This window comes from Geofilum sp. OHC36d9 (genome assembly GCF_052400685.1).
In the GTDB taxonomy this organism is placed as follows: domain Bacteria; phylum Bacteroidota; class Bacteroidia; order Bacteroidales; family Marinilabiliaceae; genus CAZHHH01.
On sequence record NZ_JBQTGJ010000001.1, the window covers coordinates 703313 to 719536 of the forward strand.

At 39.9% G+C, this 16224-nt stretch carries 13 protein-coding genes and 1 pseudogene; 11 read left to right on the forward strand and 3 right to left on the reverse strand.

Annotated elements, in window-relative coordinates; all coding sequences use genetic code 11:
• The first annotated feature begins 6 nt into the window (after positions 1 to 6).
• Positions 7 to 1161: a diaminopimelate decarboxylase gene (gene lysA / locus ACT3CD_RS02585; protein WP_444642652.1), complete on the forward strand. Its 1155-nt coding sequence runs from the start codon at positions 7 to 9 to the stop codon at positions 1159 to 1161.
• A 104-nt stretch (positions 1162 to 1265) separates the two neighbouring features.
• Here lysA and ACT3CD_RS02590 read toward each other — a convergent pair whose 3' ends face one another.
• Positions 1266 to 1565: a Dabb family protein gene (locus tag ACT3CD_RS02590; RefSeq protein WP_444642654.1), complete on the reverse strand. Its 300-nt coding sequence runs from the start codon at positions 1563 to 1565 to the stop codon at positions 1266 to 1268.
• A 304-nt stretch (positions 1566 to 1869) separates the two neighbouring features.
• Between ACT3CD_RS02590 and udk the strand changes: the two genes are divergently transcribed.
• Together udk and ACT3CD_RS02600 are read left to right on the forward strand one after the other, a co-directional pair.
• Positions 1870 to 2484, forward strand: a complete 615-nt coding sequence (gene udk / locus ACT3CD_RS02595; protein ID WP_444642655.1) for a uridine kinase — start codon at positions 1870 to 1872, stop codon at positions 2482 to 2484.
• Between the two features lie 16 nt (positions 2485 to 2500).
• The gene (locus ACT3CD_RS02600; RefSeq protein WP_444642656.1) at positions 2501 to 3217 is read left to right on the forward strand and encodes a 3'-5' exonuclease; all 717 of its coding nucleotides are present in this window, start codon (positions 2501 to 2503) and stop codon (positions 3215 to 3217) included.
• Positions 3218 to 3220: 3 nt separating this feature from the next.
• Here ACT3CD_RS02600 and ACT3CD_RS02605 read toward each other — a convergent pair whose 3' ends face one another.
• The gene (locus ACT3CD_RS02605) at positions 3221 to 4438 is read right to left on the reverse strand and encodes a T9SS type B sorting domain-containing protein (RefSeq protein WP_444642658.1); all 1218 of its coding nucleotides are present in this window, start codon (positions 4436 to 4438) and stop codon (positions 3221 to 3223) included.
• Between the two features lie 327 nt (positions 4439 to 4765).
• Between ACT3CD_RS02605 and ACT3CD_RS02610 the strand changes: the two genes are divergently transcribed.
• The 7 genes from ACT3CD_RS02610 (at position 4766) to ACT3CD_RS02640 (ending at position 13069) form a co-directional block, all read left to right on the forward strand.
• Positions 4766 to 7066 (forward strand): ATP-dependent helicase, encoded by a 2301-nt coding sequence (locus tag ACT3CD_RS02610; RefSeq protein ID WP_444642660.1) that lies wholly within the window; start codon positions 4766 to 4768, stop codon positions 7064 to 7066.
• Between the two features lie 119 nt (positions 7067 to 7185).
• A complete protein-coding gene (locus ACT3CD_RS02615; RefSeq protein ID WP_444642662.1) occupies positions 7186 to 7803 on the forward strand; it encodes a DUF4290 domain-containing protein in 618 nt (205 codons plus the stop codon).
• Positions 7804 to 7847: 44 nt separating this feature from the next.
• Entirely contained in the window at positions 7848 to 9152 is a 1305-nt protein-coding gene (murA, locus tag ACT3CD_RS02620) for a UDP-N-acetylglucosamine 1-carboxyvinyltransferase (protein WP_444642664.1), read from the forward strand.
• A 271-nt stretch (positions 9153 to 9423) separates the two neighbouring features.
• Entirely contained in the window at positions 9424 to 9984 is a 561-nt protein-coding gene (locus ACT3CD_RS02625; protein WP_444642666.1) for a TlpA family protein disulfide reductase, read from the forward strand.
• Between the two features lie 285 nt (positions 9985 to 10269).
• Positions 10270 to 10947 (forward strand): nucleotide exchange factor GrpE, encoded by a 678-nt coding sequence (locus ACT3CD_RS02630; RefSeq protein ID WP_444642668.1) that lies wholly within the window; start codon positions 10270 to 10272, stop codon positions 10945 to 10947.
• A 24-nt stretch (positions 10948 to 10971) separates the two neighbouring features.
• A complete protein-coding gene (gene dnaJ, locus ACT3CD_RS02635) occupies positions 10972 to 12129 on the forward strand; it encodes a molecular chaperone DnaJ (RefSeq protein ID WP_444642670.1) in 1158 nt (385 codons plus the stop codon).
• Between the two features lie 13 nt (positions 12130 to 12142).
• On the forward strand, positions 12143 to 13069 hold the full coding sequence (locus ACT3CD_RS02640; RefSeq protein WP_444642672.1) for a hydrogen peroxide-inducible genes activator: 927 nt from the start codon (positions 12143 to 12145) through the stop codon (positions 13067 to 13069).
• 120 nt (positions 13070 to 13189) lie between these two features.
• Here the strand turns inward: ACT3CD_RS02640 and ACT3CD_RS02645 are convergent.
• Positions 13190 to 13288: pseudogene (locus tag ACT3CD_RS02645) on the reverse strand (AraC family transcriptional regulator); the annotation flags it as partial.
• Between the two features lie 760 nt (positions 13289 to 14048).
• On the opposite strand from ACT3CD_RS02645, the gene ACT3CD_RS02650 reads away from it, so the two are divergent.
• A complete protein-coding gene (locus ACT3CD_RS02650) occupies positions 14049 to 16217 on the forward strand; it encodes a LamG-like jellyroll fold domain-containing protein (RefSeq protein WP_444642674.1) in 2169 nt (722 codons plus the stop codon).
• The last annotated feature ends 7 nt before the right edge of the window (positions 16218 to 16224 follow it).

Here is a 16224-nt window from a genome sequence, read left to right on the forward strand (position 1 = left end):
AAACGGATGAGCCAATCATTTCCAATAGAGAAACTGCAGAAAATTAAAACACCATTTTACTTTTATGATATGGATCTGCTTGAAAAGACCCTGATGAAGGTGAAACACAATGCAGATAAGTATAAATATGTAGTTCATTACGCCATTAAAGCCAATGCCAATGTGCGGATTCTTGAAATGATCCGTAGTTTTGGTTTTGGTATTGATTGCGTGAGTGGTTATGAAATAAAAAGGGCGCTGGAGGTCGGGTTTTCGCCCAAAGGAATTGTTTTTGCCGGCGTGGGTAAAGCCGATTGGGAAATAGAATTGGGCATTGACAATGACATTGCATGTTTTAATGTGGAGTCGATCCCCGAACTGGAAGTTATTAACGATATTGCTGCGGCTAAAGGTAAGGTGGCCAATGTTGCTCTTCGCATTAATCCCAACGTGAACGCCAATACCCATCACTATATTACTACCGGTTTACAAGAGAATAAATTTGGAATCAATAACTGGGATTTGGAAAAGGTGACCAATGCCATTGGCCGCATGAGAAATATCAACCTGGAAGGGATGCATTTTCATATTGGATCTCAAATAATGGATTTGTCGTCATTCCGACAACTGTGTGTGCGAATAAATGAATTGCAAAAGTGGTTTATCTCACACCGAATTTATCCTAAAATTATAAATGTAGGGGGTGGCCTTGGCATCGACTATGATGAACCGGAAGTTAACCCAATGCCCGATTTTGAAGATTATTTTAAGATTTTCAATGATAATTTGGATTTGAGGGCCGATCAGCAGGTTCATTTCGAATTGGGTCGAGCTATCGTGGGGCAATGTGGAAGTCTTATTTCAAAGGTATTGTATATTAAGGAAGGTGTTAAAACTAAGTTTGCGATTATTGATGCCGGTATGACAGATTTGATTCGTCCGGCGTTGTATCAGGCGCACCATAAAATTGAAAATTTGTCAAGTGTGGCTCCCGAAGAAAAATATGATGTGGTGGGCCCAATTTGTGAGTCTTCCGATTCGTTCGGAAAACAACTGGCGTTGCCAAAAACTTCGAGGGGCGATTTGGTTGTTATCCGTTCAGCAGGGGCCTATGGTGAGGTTATGGCTTCACAGTATAATCTGCGCGAATTGCCAAAAGCCTATTATTCGGATCAGGTGTAACTGATGTCTGAGTCAGTCTACTTCTTTTTTGTGTATACTGACACCTGCTAACGATGTGGTTGTTTTAAACCTCACAGCTACTGCATTGTTTGAGGCCTGTTTTGCTAAAACTCGTAGTCAACACAGGCCCGTTGTGATAAATTTTGACGAATAATATGTAGTACTTTTTGGTGTTCGGGATGTAAGTTGTATGTTTTTAAATCGTCCCAGGTGGCAAATTCACTTATTAACGACAGATCATAGCTCTCGTTCGGATTGTTGTTTAATGCCGTTTCAATGTATTTTAGTTCAGGAATTATTTCTCTTAAATTTTCCAGTGATTTTTTGATTTCTTTTATCAGTCTCTTATGAGCCTCGGGATCGGCATTGTGTTGAAATTGAAACAGAACAATGTGTTTAATCATTTTTTTCTGGTTTTAAGTTTTTTAATATTTATCCAAATTTAATTCTATTTTTCTTTATTTTGTAATCAACTGTTTTTTAGCAATCATTTTGAGGTCAGGCGTAACGCAGAAGTTCGATTTTATATACGTATCCTAAATAAATTTGCCGACATATTGTTTTGGTCATTTTGGTTGTCAATAGGTTGGTATCGCATTGAAATCAATAATATGGGTGTAATGCTTATTTAGGTTAAGTTTTTTATCTGTTTCATTGAGATTATATCAACACCTCTAAAATAGTGATTAATTCGTAAATTAGGAATTTATGTTGATTATAGGCATAGCCGGAGGAACCGGATCGGGAAAAACAACTGTGGTGCGAAAGATTATTGAACAGCTCCCGGCTGATCGGGTGGCGGTTTTGCCTCAGGATTCCTATTACAAAGACAGCAGTCATCTGCCCATTGATGTTCGCCAGAAAATTAATTTTGATCATCCCGATGCCATTGAATTTGATCTGCTGGTGTCGCATATTCGTCAATTACAGATTGGTAAGGCCATTGAGCAACCTGTTTATTCCTATCTTACCTGCACCCGGCAACCACAAACTGTGAGAATGATTCCGCGTGACGTTATTATTGTTGAAGGGATTTTGGTGTTGACGCATCCCGAACTTCGTAGTCTGATGAATCTGAAAGTGTTTGTTGATGCCGACCCCGATGACCGTTTGATGAGAGTGATTCAACGTGATATGGAAGAACGCGGTCGTACGGTTGGTAAGGTGCTGAAACGATATGAAGATACGGTTAAACCGATGCATCTTCAGTTTATTGAACCGACCAAACGGTATGCCGATTTAATTGTTCCTCAGGGCGGGAATAACCATGTGGCCATAGATATTTTAGCACAATATATTTTGCGAAATTTGAAGGATGATTAATTAAAATTTAAGAATTATGCTTGAGTCGTTTAATGTTGATGATGTGTTGTTTATTGATATCGAAACGGTGCCTCAGCAATCAGGCTTCGATGAATTGGATGATGATTTTAAGGTTTTATGGGATAAAAAATCAACTTATTTTAGAACAGAAGAACAAGGTCCGGCTGACGTGTACGAGCGTGCCGGTATTTATGCCGAGTTTGGAAAAATAGTATGTGTTTCGGCCGGAGTGATCATTCAAAAAGATGGTGAGCGATGGTTTCGGGCAAAATCATTTTATGGACACGATGAAAAGCAGCTGCTATCCGACTTTGGGCAGATGCTTTCGGGCTGGATGGCTAGTCCAAAACATCAGATTTGTGGCCATAACGCCAGGGAATTCGACTTCCCGTATATCGCCCGGCGCATGCTCATTAATAATTTAAGACTGCCCGATGCATTGAATGTTGCAGGGAAGAAACCCTGGGAAGTGAAGTTTTTAGATACGCTGGATTTATGGAAGTTTGGTGATTATAAGCATTATACATCTTTGGCTCTGCTGACTAAAGTTTTTGGTATTCCTACGCCTAAGGATGACATTGATGGCAGTCAGGTGGCTCATGTCTATTACGTGGAAAATAATCCGGAACGAATTGCTGTTTATTGCGAAAAAGATATACTGGCAACGGCCCAGCTGTTTCTCCGTTTTAAAGGGGAGTCGCTGATAAAACCGGAATGTTTTGTTCGGGTGTAACGTTTATTTGCCTCGTATTAGGTGCACCGGCCCGCTTAATTTATGTTTTTCTTCACTATTATAGCCTTCTGCTTCAATTGTGTAAAAGTAGACGCCAGGGGTTGCTTTCCCGTTGCCGATGGATCCGTCCCAACCTTCTTCCGGATCGCTAGATACATAAACCTGGCGTCCCCAGCGGTTAAAAATAATCATTTTGAATTTTTTTATGGATCGGTATACGACTCTGAATTCGTCGTTAATGCCATCACCATTAGGCGTGAAGGTGTTTGGGGCTTCCAAAAGTGATTCAAAAATTATTACCACGAGCGGGTCATCAACAATATCTGTACATCTTCCGTTGGTCACAGTTAAAAGTACGGTATCTTTTCCAATGGTTGTAAATACGTGAAAGGGATTTTGGTCACTTTTTGATACATTGGAATTTGTAAAACGCCATCCCCACGATGTTATATGTCCCTTACTTTCGTCGGTGAAACGTATTTCGATGGGTGCCGAACCTTCGGTCGTTGTATGAATTTCCGTTGGAATGTCGGCTTTTAATTCTTCCGATGTATAGCTGGCCTCTACGGCAATGGCTGTGTAATCAAGAGATGCTTCGATGGTTTGCCCTGCCATGTCTGTTATCGTTGCTGTGTAGTTTGTATCTTCGACGGGGGCCTCCAATTTTACGGTCGGGCTCGATGCGATGGTATTATCGGGTGCAGGCGTGGCTGTCCATGTATAATTTACATCATAAATTATATTTTCAGCCGTTCCACTGACGGGGTTATAACAGATCAATGGCTTCGACTCAAAGTCGGTTTGGAGCGTCAGACCATAGCAGTCTTCGTCTGTTATTTTAATAGATTGGTTACTGATGGCTGGTTCATAAACCCAGCATCGGTAAAAGTCGGTTTCGCTGGCCGATTTGGTGATTTTTAAGCCATAGCCGCCTTCGTCTGTTATCACCAGAGATGTCTGATTTCCACTCCCCGATTCAAGAATGTTTGTCCATGAATTGTCCATGGGGTTGTGTTTTATCCATTCGTAGGTGTAATCTGCACTGGCATCAGAGGCCACATAAGTCAGAATTTGTCCCGTTGGTGATGTGAAAAAATAGATAGGGTCTCCAAAGCTGGTCGTTTGGCTTCCCGAGGCTCCTGGCGCAGTAATTTGTGAATGGGCCTGAAATGATGTGATGAGTAAAATGGCTAATGTTAATTGCTTGGTTATATGATTCATCGCTATTTTTATTGCTTTAAAACTTTGCTAAGTTACATTTTTTGTCGGTAACTGATAAACGCATAATTAGTTAAATAATTGTTGTAAATCTGTCCTGTGGTTCTCTTCTAAATACTTATTTTTGTTTTTTGCCGGCGTTTATGACGGTTCGGGTTAATTAGTGCCTGTCCATAAATTCGGGAGTTTGGCCATCAAGTTTAAACTCAAGGCTTGCGAGGTCCGAATAATGTGAGTTTACTATGGTGATCAATAATTATCTGGGAGACAAGCATAACGTAGAGATTGGACTTTTTTTGCAAACATTAATTTAAAAAAAGACAGTATATCGTGCAACAATATCTCAGTCAATTGAATGAGGCTCAACGTGAGGCCGTAGTGGCAGGAGACGGACCTTCCCTGGTGATTGCGGGAGCCGGATCAGGAAAAACCCGGGTTCTTACGTATCGAATAGCCTATCTTCTTTCAAAAGGTGTTGAGCCATGGCGTATTTTGGCGTTGACATTTACCAATAAGGCAGCGCGCGAAATGAAAGAACGTATTGGTGTTATTGTTGGCGATGAGGTTGCCCAAAGTCTTTGGATGGGTACTTTTCATTCTATTTTTGCACGAATTTTACGAAAGGAAGCTGTAAATATTGGCTTCTCTTCTAATTTCACCATATATGATACTGCCGATTCGAAGAGTCTGATCAAATCGATCATTAAGGAGATGAAGTTGGTTGGTAAGGAGTATAAGCCAGGTCTTATATTATCCAGAATTTCAGGTGCCAAAAACGATTTGGTTACGCCGGCAGCCTATGCACGTGATGAGCATCGTATGATTGCTGATCGTTCGGCAAATGTGCCAAAGGTTCATGAGATTTTTCAGCGTTATGTTAAGGAATGCCGTAAGGCCGGGGCCATGGATTTTGATGATTTATTGCTTTATACCAATGTACTTTTTCGCGATCATCCCGAGTCATTGGCTCGTTATCAGCAGCAGTTCAGATATGTATTGGTAGATGAGTATCAGGATACCAATTTTTCGCAATATCTGATTGTTCGTAAACTGGCTGAGCAACATCACAACGTTTGTGTGGTAGGCGACGATGCCCAAAGTATTTATAGCTTCCGGGGTGCTAAAATTGAGAATATCCTGAATTTTAGAAACGATTACCCCGAGTACAAATTATTTAAGCTGGAGCAAAATTATCGGTCTACCCAAATGATCGTCAATGCTGCCAATAGCATCATAGCAAATAATAAGGGACAGATAAAAAAAGTGGTTTTTTCGGAGAAGGAACCCGGCGATAAAATTAAAGTTTTGTCGGCAATCAGCGATATGGAAGAAGGTTTTTTGGTGGTTAAGAATTTGATGACGCAGCGCCTCGAAAACGGTAGTTCGTATGCTGAGTTTGCTATTTTATATCGCACCAATGCGCAATCGCGTATTTTTGAGGAGGCATTGCGTAAAAATAATATCCCTTACAAAATATATGGGGGGCTGTCGTTTTATCAACGTAAGGAAATTAAAGATTTGCTCGCCTATCTGCGACTGGCTGTTAATCCGCGCGACGGCGAGGCTTTGAAACGAGTTATTAACTACCCTGCCCGTGGTATAGGAAAAACCACTTTGGATAGATTGACTGCTGCAGCTGCTGTTAATGATTTGTCGTTGTGGGAAGTGCTTTCACATCCATCTTTATCGTCGCTGGGTTTTAATGCCGGCATACTGAAAAAGCTGGGTAGCTTTACGGCGCTGATAAGCGGGTTCATCAATCAGGTCCCCAATATGGATGCTTATGAGCTGACGTCGGAAATAGTGACCCAGAGTGGAATACTAAAGGAGTTGCATCAGGATAAATCCAACGAAGGGCAAACGCGTATTGAGAATGTCGATGAATTGATTAACGGGGTTCGTGATTTTACAGAAGGTCGCCGGGAGGCTGGTTTGGAGAATACGTTGGTTCATTTTCTTGAGGAGGTTTCACTTCTTACCGATCAGGATACAGATACGTCGGATGACAATGACAAGGTAACTTTGATGACGATTCATTCGGCCAAAGGGCTGGAGTTTCCTTATGTTTATGTGGTTGGTGTAGAGGAAGGACTGTTTCCTTCTTCCATGTCAAATTATTCGGAACAGGCGATTGAGGAAGAGAGGCGGTTGTTTTATGTTGCTGTTACACGCGCCGAGAAGAATGTGACATTGTCGTATGCGCGTAGCAGATTTAAATATGGCGAGCATTCGTTTGCTACGCCCAGTCGTTTTTTTTCTGATATTGATTCTAAATATCTGGATGATTCGGAAGTGTCGGTTAAACAACGTCCCGCCTCTGCAACGCCTCGGTTTGAGTCTGGAAGGTCATCGGCTGGCAGTATGGCTGGTCGATTTAAAAGAAAGACACCAGAGTTTAATTATCGTGAGCGGACGTCAGATGCCGGTTCGGCACCACGTTTTGGCAATCGGACAGGTGTCGATAACTCTGGCATTGTATTGGGGTGCAAAGTTGAGCACGATCGTTTTGGCTATGGTGAAGTGGTCGCCCTGGAAGGTGTTGCTCCCAATGTAAAAGCCACAGTATCATTTGAAAACGCCGGACAGAAACAATTGTTGTTAAAGTTTGCCAAACTAAAAATATTGAAGTAATTTTGGCCCTAGGCATTAAATATCTCCGCTTCTTTTTTTTATTTTCAAAACTTTACCTGCCGCACCTAAGAAGCTGTTTTTGATTATTGTATATTATTTTTAAATCATATTTTTAATTGATGGATTACAATTCACAACGTAAACCTCTTGTACTTCCTGAGTACGGACGGCATATTCACAAAATGGTTGACTATGCCAAAAATATTGAAGACAGGGAGGAGAGAACCCGTGCAGCCAATGCTATTGTGGCTGTGATGGGAAATTTATTTCCACATTTGCGCGATGTAAGCGATTTTAAACATAAATTATGGGATCATTTGGCGATTATGTCTGATTTCGAAATTGACATCGATTTCCCTTATTCGCTTCCCCAACGTGATAATTTTGTGGGTAAACCCAGTGTCGTGCCTTATAGTGAGAATAAAATGGCTTTTAGACATTATGGGAAGCTTATTGAACAAATGATAGGAAAAGCAATTGAGATGGAAGAGGGGGAGTTGAAGAATCATCTTATCAATTTGTTGTCCAATCATATGCGAAAATCTTTGCTGAGCTGGAACAAGGATTATGCTACCGATGAACGTATAAAACAGGATATCTATAAGCTTTCGCATGGTAAGCTGGACGTTGATTTGGAATTGGTTAAGGGCCCTGAAATCAGAGAAAGTCACTTGCCCAATAACAATAATATCAATCGTCAGCGTAAGCGGCATTATGTTCGTAAGTCCAGGGATTAGTTTAAACAGAAAAAACGTTTGTTTTTTTGTGAAGCAATTTTCAAATGAGCAGTTTTGAAATAAAGGGTGCTTGCCGAATGAAGGGCGATATTTTTCCTCAAGGCGCTAAAAATGAAGCACTTCAAGTTATTTGCGCCGTCCTTTTGACACCCGAAACAGTTGTTATTAATAACATCCCGGACATTTTGGATGTTAACAATCTTATCTTTTTATTGGAAGAGATGGGTGTTGAGATTACCCGTACTTCACCCAACGCTTGTGCATTTAAGGCCGATAATGTCTGCCTTGAGTATCTTCAAACACCTGAATTTCGCCAAAGAGCTTCTTCCTTACGTGGTTCCATTATGATTATGGGGCCTCTGCTGGCGCGTTACGGAAAAGCTTATTTTCCAAAACCAGGAGGAGATAAAATAGGTCGTCGTCGATTGGATACTCATTTTTATGGCTTCGAAAAGTTAGGCGCACGTTTTGATTATAATCCCGACGAGACTTTTTATTCTGTTGATGCGACGTCTCTTCATGGCACCTATATGCTGTTGGATGAGGCTTCGGTGACAGGTACTGCTAATATTATTATGACAGCGGTACTCACAAAAGGAATCACGACTATTTACAATGCGGCATGTGAACCTTATATTCAGCAGCTTTGTAAAATGTTGGTGAGTATGGGGGCTAATATTAATGGAATAGGTTCCAATCTGCTTATTATTAATGGCGTTGACCAATTGGGCTCGTGTCAGCATACAATATTACCCGACATGATTGAAGTCGGTAGTTTTATTGGCATGGCTGCTATGACGCGTAGTCATATTACCATTCGGGATGCAGCACCCGAACAGCTCGGTATTATTCCGCTTTCGTTTGAGCGCATGGGTATTCAGATGGAGATTAAAGGACAGGATATTATTGTGCCTGCGCAGGAGGAGTATGTTATTGAAACGTTTATCGATGGTTCTATTATGACCATTGCTGATGCCCCCTGGCCAGGTCTGACACCCGACCTGCTTAGTGTTTTTCTGGTAGTGGCAACACAAGCTAAAGGAAGTGTTCTGATTCACCAAAAAATGTTTGAAAGTCGTCTGTTTTTTGTCGACAAATTGATTGATATGGGTGCGCAAATTATACTCTGCGATCCTCATCGTGCTACTGTTATTGGTAATAACCACCGAAATCCGCTACGTGGAAGTGTTATGACTTCCCCGGATATCCGTGCCGGCGTTGCTTTGCTTATTGCCGCCTTGTCGGCCCAGGGAACCAGTATTATTCATAATATTGAGCAAATTGACAGAGGTTATCAGAATATTGATGTTCGTCTGAATGCATTGGGGGCTTCTATTCGTCGTTTGTAAATGACCGTTCATGCAAAAAAATGAGCCATTGGTCAATTTTCTTCTCTTTTGCTAGGTGCTTAAAGTGTTGATTATTAGCATATTACACACCATGCGTTTTAATTTAAATATAATTTTTAACATTTACAAGCTTTATTTTCTTGAATATTGATGTTTTATAGCATACTTTTGTCGTGATAATTCACCGGTAAAAATGTAACCTTTTGGTTTGCGTGAATTTTGTAAAGTTTACAAATTGTTTTTGCCGATAGTATTTACCTAAAAGAAATGCATGAAACTTAAAGCTGTTTCGTTATTTGTTATCGCCGGATTGGTGTTTTTATCCTTTATGAATGGCTCGCAAGAGCCACGTGTGGGTTTGGAAGTTGGCGATAAAGCCCCCGAGATCAATGCCAGATTAATTAGTGGTAAAGGTTTTAGTACCGACTCACTTAAAGGTAAGATGATTTTGGTTAGCTTTTGGGCGTCTTACGATGCGCCATCACGAATTGAAAATTTCAGTAAAAAAATACTTTTGGAGCAATATCGCCTCAAATCTTTTTATAAGAGCGAAGGATTAGTAATTGTAAGTGTTTCTCTTGATCGGTTCAAAGCACCTTACTTAAGCTCTATTGAACGCGATGGAATTGAAAATTTTTATCACTTGTGTGATTTTAAAGGTAGTGAATCAAAATTGGCAGAAGTTTTTTCTGTGGAAGATCAAATGATGAGTTTTTTGATTGATGGTGAAGGCCGTATTGTGGACCGAAGCTCTGACGTCAGGCATATTGAGGCCACGCTTCAGCGTTTGGATGCACAGCATATCAGTCATTTGGCTTTTGGTTCACGTTAGGATTGATGTTAGCTTGGATTTTGAGATAGAGAACTTGAATTTAGAATTGGTTTTTATGACAAAGGCAGTGTCGGTACGACACTGCTTTTGTCATTCTTGCAGTTTTGGATGATGCCTTTGGTGTGTGGGCTGTCAAATTGTCTAGTTATGGGAATTTGGCAGGAAAATTGTCTAAATTTGCCCGCTGGCAGGGATTCTGTGCCTAATATTATTTTTTAAACATTGATATTTGTGTTCAGTGTTTGTTAAGTAGTTGATTAATAATCGAAATAACAATATTTAGATATGAGTAATAAAAAGTCTTCAAGTAAAAATAAAGAAAAGTTGAAGAAGGAAGTGGAGGCAGATAGTGTTGAGAATTCTTCAGAAAATATACCTCATAATGAGGTGATTGACGATTCTTCCGAGTCAGCTGAACCTTCAAAATCAAAATCAAATGATTCTTCAAAGTCAAAAGGGACTGCGGAATCAAAAGAGTCTAAGGAAGCTCCTCAAATGGAAACTCCTGCTGAAAGTGAAGTTGAGATTCTGGAACGAAAATTAGCCGAATTGAACGATAAACATGTTCGTTTGATTGCAGAATACGATAATTATCGTAAACGGACGTTGAAAGAAAAGATGGAATTAACCCGTTTGGCCGGAGAAAAGATATTTTTGAATATTTTACCGGTGGTTGATGATTTTGAAAGAGCGATTCAGCATTTGGATACAGCCAGTGATTTGAATGCAGTTAAAGAGGGTATCAATTTAATCTACAGTAAATTTATCACTTTTCTGAATCAGAACGGCGTGAAAGAGGTCGAGACGAAGGAACAGGATTTTGATTTGGATCTGCATGAAGCCATTACAAAAATTCCAGCTCCTGCAGAAGATTTGAAGGGGAAGATTATTGATTGTGTTCAAAAAGGGTATATGCTCGACGATAAAGTCATCCGCTTCCCTAAAGTTGTTGTAGGCGAATAAAATTTAAAACAAAACCAACCGGTTATGTCAAAACGTGATTATTACGAGATATTAGGAGTTAGTAAAAGTGCCACGGCTGAGGAGATTAAAAAGGCTTATCGCAAAAAAGCCATTCAGTACCATCCCGATAAAAATCCGGGGAATCATGAGGCCGAAGAAAAATTTAAGGAAGCTGCTGAGGCCTATGAGGTGCTGAGTAATCCCGAGAAAAGAAGTCGTTACGATCAGTTTGGGCATGCCGGAGTGGGAGGTGCAGCCGGTGGAGGCGGTGGCTTTGGCGGCGGAATGAGCATGGACGATATCTTTTCGCATTTTGGTGATATTTTTGGTGGTGGTTTTGGTGGTTTTAGCAGCTTTGGCGGTTTTGGATCATCACGCTCGTCTCAGCGTGTAAACAAAGGAACCAATCTCCGGGTGAAGGTGAAGCTTAATCTTCAGGAAATTGCCAATGGCGTTGAAAAGAAAATTAAGGTCAAGAAATATGTTAGTTGTAGCCACTGTAATGGCACTGGAGCTGATAACGGGACGGCATACAGTTCTTGTAATACTTGCCACGGCACCGGACATGTAACGCGTGTATCGAATACTATTTTGGGTCAAATGCAGACCTCTTCGCCTTGCCCCACTTGTCAGGGCGAAGGCCGTGTTATCACCAAAAAATGTGTTCATTGTAATGGTGAAGGGTTGCTGAGAGAAGAGGAGGTGTTGTCAATACGTATACCTGCCGGCGTTGAAGAAGGGATGCAACTATCTGTTTCAGGTAAAGGGAATGCTGCACGCCGTGGTGGTGTTAATGGTGATTTATTGGTCTTGATACAGGAGGAGCCGCACCCCGATTTGATTCGCGAAGGTCGGGATCTTATCTATAATCTGACCTTAAGTATTCCCGATGCTATTTTAGGTTCTACCGTTGAGATACCTATTGTAGAAGGAAAAGTGAAAGTGAAAATAGATGCCGGAACTCAACCGGGTAAAATATTACGACTAAAGGGCAAAGGACTACCTGAGGTAAATAGCTATCAGCATGGAGATTTATTGGTGCGTATAAGTGTTTATATACCAAAGGAGCTTTCGCGCGAGGACTCTAAAATTATTGAGAAGCTGAAAGACTCGGAGGCTTTCACACCAAAAAAAGGTGAGGAGCAGAATTTTTTTAGTCGCATGAGAAGTATGTTTGAATAGTTAATATGAGTAAATGAACATTCAGCAATTAGAATATATCGTTGCGCTTGATGATCATCGACATTTTGTGACAGCAGCCGAGCATTGTCATGTTACGCAACCGACGCTTACTATGCAGCTGAAAAAGTTGGAAGATGAATTGGGAGTATTGCTGTTCGATCGGTCTAAAAAACCTCTGAAGCCTACTGCCGAAGGGGAATTGTTTATATCCCGATCGCGTCGTATTTTACATGATTTAAACGACCTTCAAAATAGTCTGTACGAGGAGATAAATACCATAAAGGGCGACTTTCGATTGGGTATTATACCAACATTGGCGCCCCATTTATTGCCTTTATTTTTGGATACTTTTGTGCGAGAGAATCCCGATACTATACTTCATATTGAAGAGATGGAGTCGGAAATGATTATTAAAGCACTGCGCGAAGACCGTCTTGATGTGGCCATTATGGCAACACCTACCGACGAGCGTGATTTGAGTGAGACGATGCTTTTTAATGAGCCGTTCTTGTTTTATGCGCCAGTGGGGCATCCTCTTTTGAATCAAAAGGAGGTGGATGGAGATGATTTAGATGCCTCTAAATTGTTGCTGCTGGCCGAAGGCCACTGTTTTCGTAGTCAGGCGTTGAATATTTGCCATGGTAATTTTACAACCCGTAAGTTCAACTTTTTTTACGAAAGTGGTTCTATTGAAACTCTCAAAGGGTTGGTTAAGAAGGGAATTGGGTATACACTGGTGCCCGAATTATCGGTTAACGGCAGTGATAAAGAATATATACGTCGGTTTGTAATGCCAGAGCCAGCGCGGGAAGTTAGTTTGGTTACTCACACCAGCTTTAATCGTCCGTTGCTCATAGACCGTCTGAAAGCAGCGGTTCGTGAAACATTGCCTGACAATATTGATAAACCAAGAGAAATAGTTAAGGTCAAGTGGCGATAATGGTTGCTTGACCGTTGTTTGATGCGCTAGGCTGGAGTTTTCTGAATAGCCTTCCTTGTTAATGTTTCGTCATTAATTTTTGTTGCGTTCTAAATTCTTTTGGTGTGCAACCTTTTGGTTTTAAAAAATCCTGTTAAAATTTGACGGGCTATTGAAGTCGCTTTCGAAACATATTTCGGAAATGTTTTTCTCTGTTTCAAAGAGTTGCTTTGCGGCCTTGCCAACTCTTAAATCAGATAAATAGTTTGAGAAAGTTCGTTGTGTTCTTTTTTGAAAAAGTGGCTAAATGCCGAGGATCCTGTGTTAATTTTTTGACCCGGGGGATTCTGCTTTGTGATGTTTCTTTGGAAAGTTAAACCCCACAGCCCCAACTTTTATTTTTAGCGACGTAATTTCCCCTCCTTTAAATCAAAAGATTTACCACCAATATTTGTATTTCCATAACATGTCCTTAAGATGGTTATTTACCATGTTAAGGACATTTTTTCCGGACTATACAAGCCATTGAAATTTGAATATTACTTATCAAACACTTAAACATTAGTTTTTTTTTGATACTTGATGCTGGATAACATCTTTAAATATTCACACAAACTATACTTTTTTATTCTTGTATTAACGATGGGGTATTGTTGTAATTTTTTAGGTGTCATTGTTTTAGCATATAAAGTTAAGATTATTAGAAACTCAATTTGCCAATATTCCCTTTTTTAATAACTAAAAATCCTCCTCAAAAATACGAGAGTGAACCCTCCTCTTAATGATGTACTATATCTTTGATTAACATTTTGTAACACTTTTTTGTGTTTGGTTTAAAAATTTTGATTTGTGCGCAAGGAATAGGTAACCATTTTTGATATGCGAACAGAGATATTTTATTCTCTTGATTTAAACGGTTAGTATAGGTATTGTGAAAATGGCTTTATAAAAATTATGCTTAAAATCAGATAAATAATTATTGTTAACAAATGCTATGAAAATGAAATTAACAAACAGGTTGTTGTTGATGCTTGCAATATTCGGCTTGCAGGGAATCTGGTCCTGTCAGGAATGGGGCGAGATGGACCCTGAGGCAGGAAATCAAGTCTACCCTAAGTTGGTATTGAAAGGGGAGTATGAGTTTGATCCAGGATCTTTGGATGAAGTTGTTCTAGGTTCTTATGAGAGTGGTCAAGAACCCAAAATCGTGTCAGATGAATTTAAAGGAAAGGTTGTTCAACTTTCTGGAGGATACATTCAATTTATTAATCCATTGAAGAATGTAAGTTTACAGACTGGGGCATCGCTTACTATGTGGGTTAAAACCTCCGAAGGTAATTTAAACGGAGCGATCTTCTCTTTTGCTAATGAAGACGATAGCGAAAAACTGTTTTTTACACCCAATGGATGGCTTAGTTACACAAGTGAAGATGATTCTTATGAAGTGAACAACCCTGCTGATGTTGAAACAGATTTACTAATAGCTGATGAATGGCATTATTTAGCCATTATTATAAAAACGAATGGGTACATTATATATGTTGATGGTGAGAGTAAATTAGAAGCAACGATTATAGATTATGATTTTTCAAAAATCATAGAAGCTTTTTCTAATTTCTCTTATTTGTATTTAGGATATGGTTCCTCCACTCAGCCTCAACCTATGTGGATTGATGATTTAATGATATACCGTAACGTAATTACTGAAAAAGAAATAGCAGTTCCTGAGGTGTCGAATGTTGCGGAGCCATACGAATTTCCTCCAAGAGGTACCGTAGGATATTACAAACTTGATAACTCTTTTATAAATAGTTTAAACGAACTTCAGGATGGTGAACTTGTTACCGTTCAAACTCAGGCTACGCCTTCTGCATATGAGGAAGATCCCGAGCGCGGGACTGTTTGGCATCAACAGGAGGGCTGGACAGATCATGCCAACGGATGGGCATATACTCGATTTGATAACCCTTTAAATGGACAAGCTGTTGAAGATGGCGTAAGTGTGAGTATGTGGATTAATCCTCCAACATTGAATTGGTGGGATCAGATATTTGTATTGAATGACGGAACCAGTAAATTTTGGTTCAATGCCATCGGTTATTTAGGATACAATGGGACAGGCGGATACTTTGATTGTCAAAATAATAATGACGAAAATGCTTTAGAGGTGGGTGTTTGGACTTTTGTAACCATTAATATTACGAATGGTGGATTTCAAGTATATTATAACGGAGAACTTAAGTTTGATCTTGAAAATAACGCTGCCTACGGAGGTGATTTAGCCGACTTTTCCAATGTGGTAAACATGTTTACCTCTTCCTCCGATTTCTATTTAGGCTACGAAACATGGTGGAAGGCTGCTCCTGCATTAGTAGATGACATTTTTCTTATTACTCGTCCTATTACAGAAGATGAGATTAAAAATCTTTATGCGGATACCAATAAATCTAATGGTGGTGTAATCACCAGTCCTGCCTATTTGCCTAATTTATATGGCACATACACTTTAGATAATACTTTTGAAAACGCTTTGAACAGCAGTCAGAGTGGAGAATTTATTACCGTTGAAGCTCAAGCCACTCCATCAGGGTTTGAAGAAGATGCTGAGCGTGGAATTGTTTGGCATCAGCAAGAAGGATGGACAGGAAATGAGAACGGATGGGCTTATACAAGATTTGACAATCCTTTAAAAGGAAAAACTGTTGAGAACGATGGCATAAGTGTTAGTATGTGGATTAATCCTCCGACTCTGAATTGGTGGGATCAGATATTTGTATTGAATGATGGAACAAGTAAATTTTGGTTCAATGCCATCGGTTATTTAGGATACAATGGAACAGGCGGATACTTCGATTGTCACAATAATAATGATGAAAATGCATTGGAAGTTGGAAAATGGACTTTAGTTAGTATTAATATTACAAATAGTGGTTTTGAGGTGTATTACAATGGGGAACTCAAATTTGACTTTGAAAACAATGCTGCCTATGCTGGTGATATAACTGATTTTAGTAATGTGGTTAATATGTTTACCTCTTCTTCCGATTTTTATTTAGGATACGAAACCTGGTGGAAAGCAGCACCGGCACTTGTAGATGACATCAATATTTGCGCAAGTCCATTAACAGCAGAACAAGCTATAGCCTTGTATAACGCAACAAAAAAATAATCCTGAA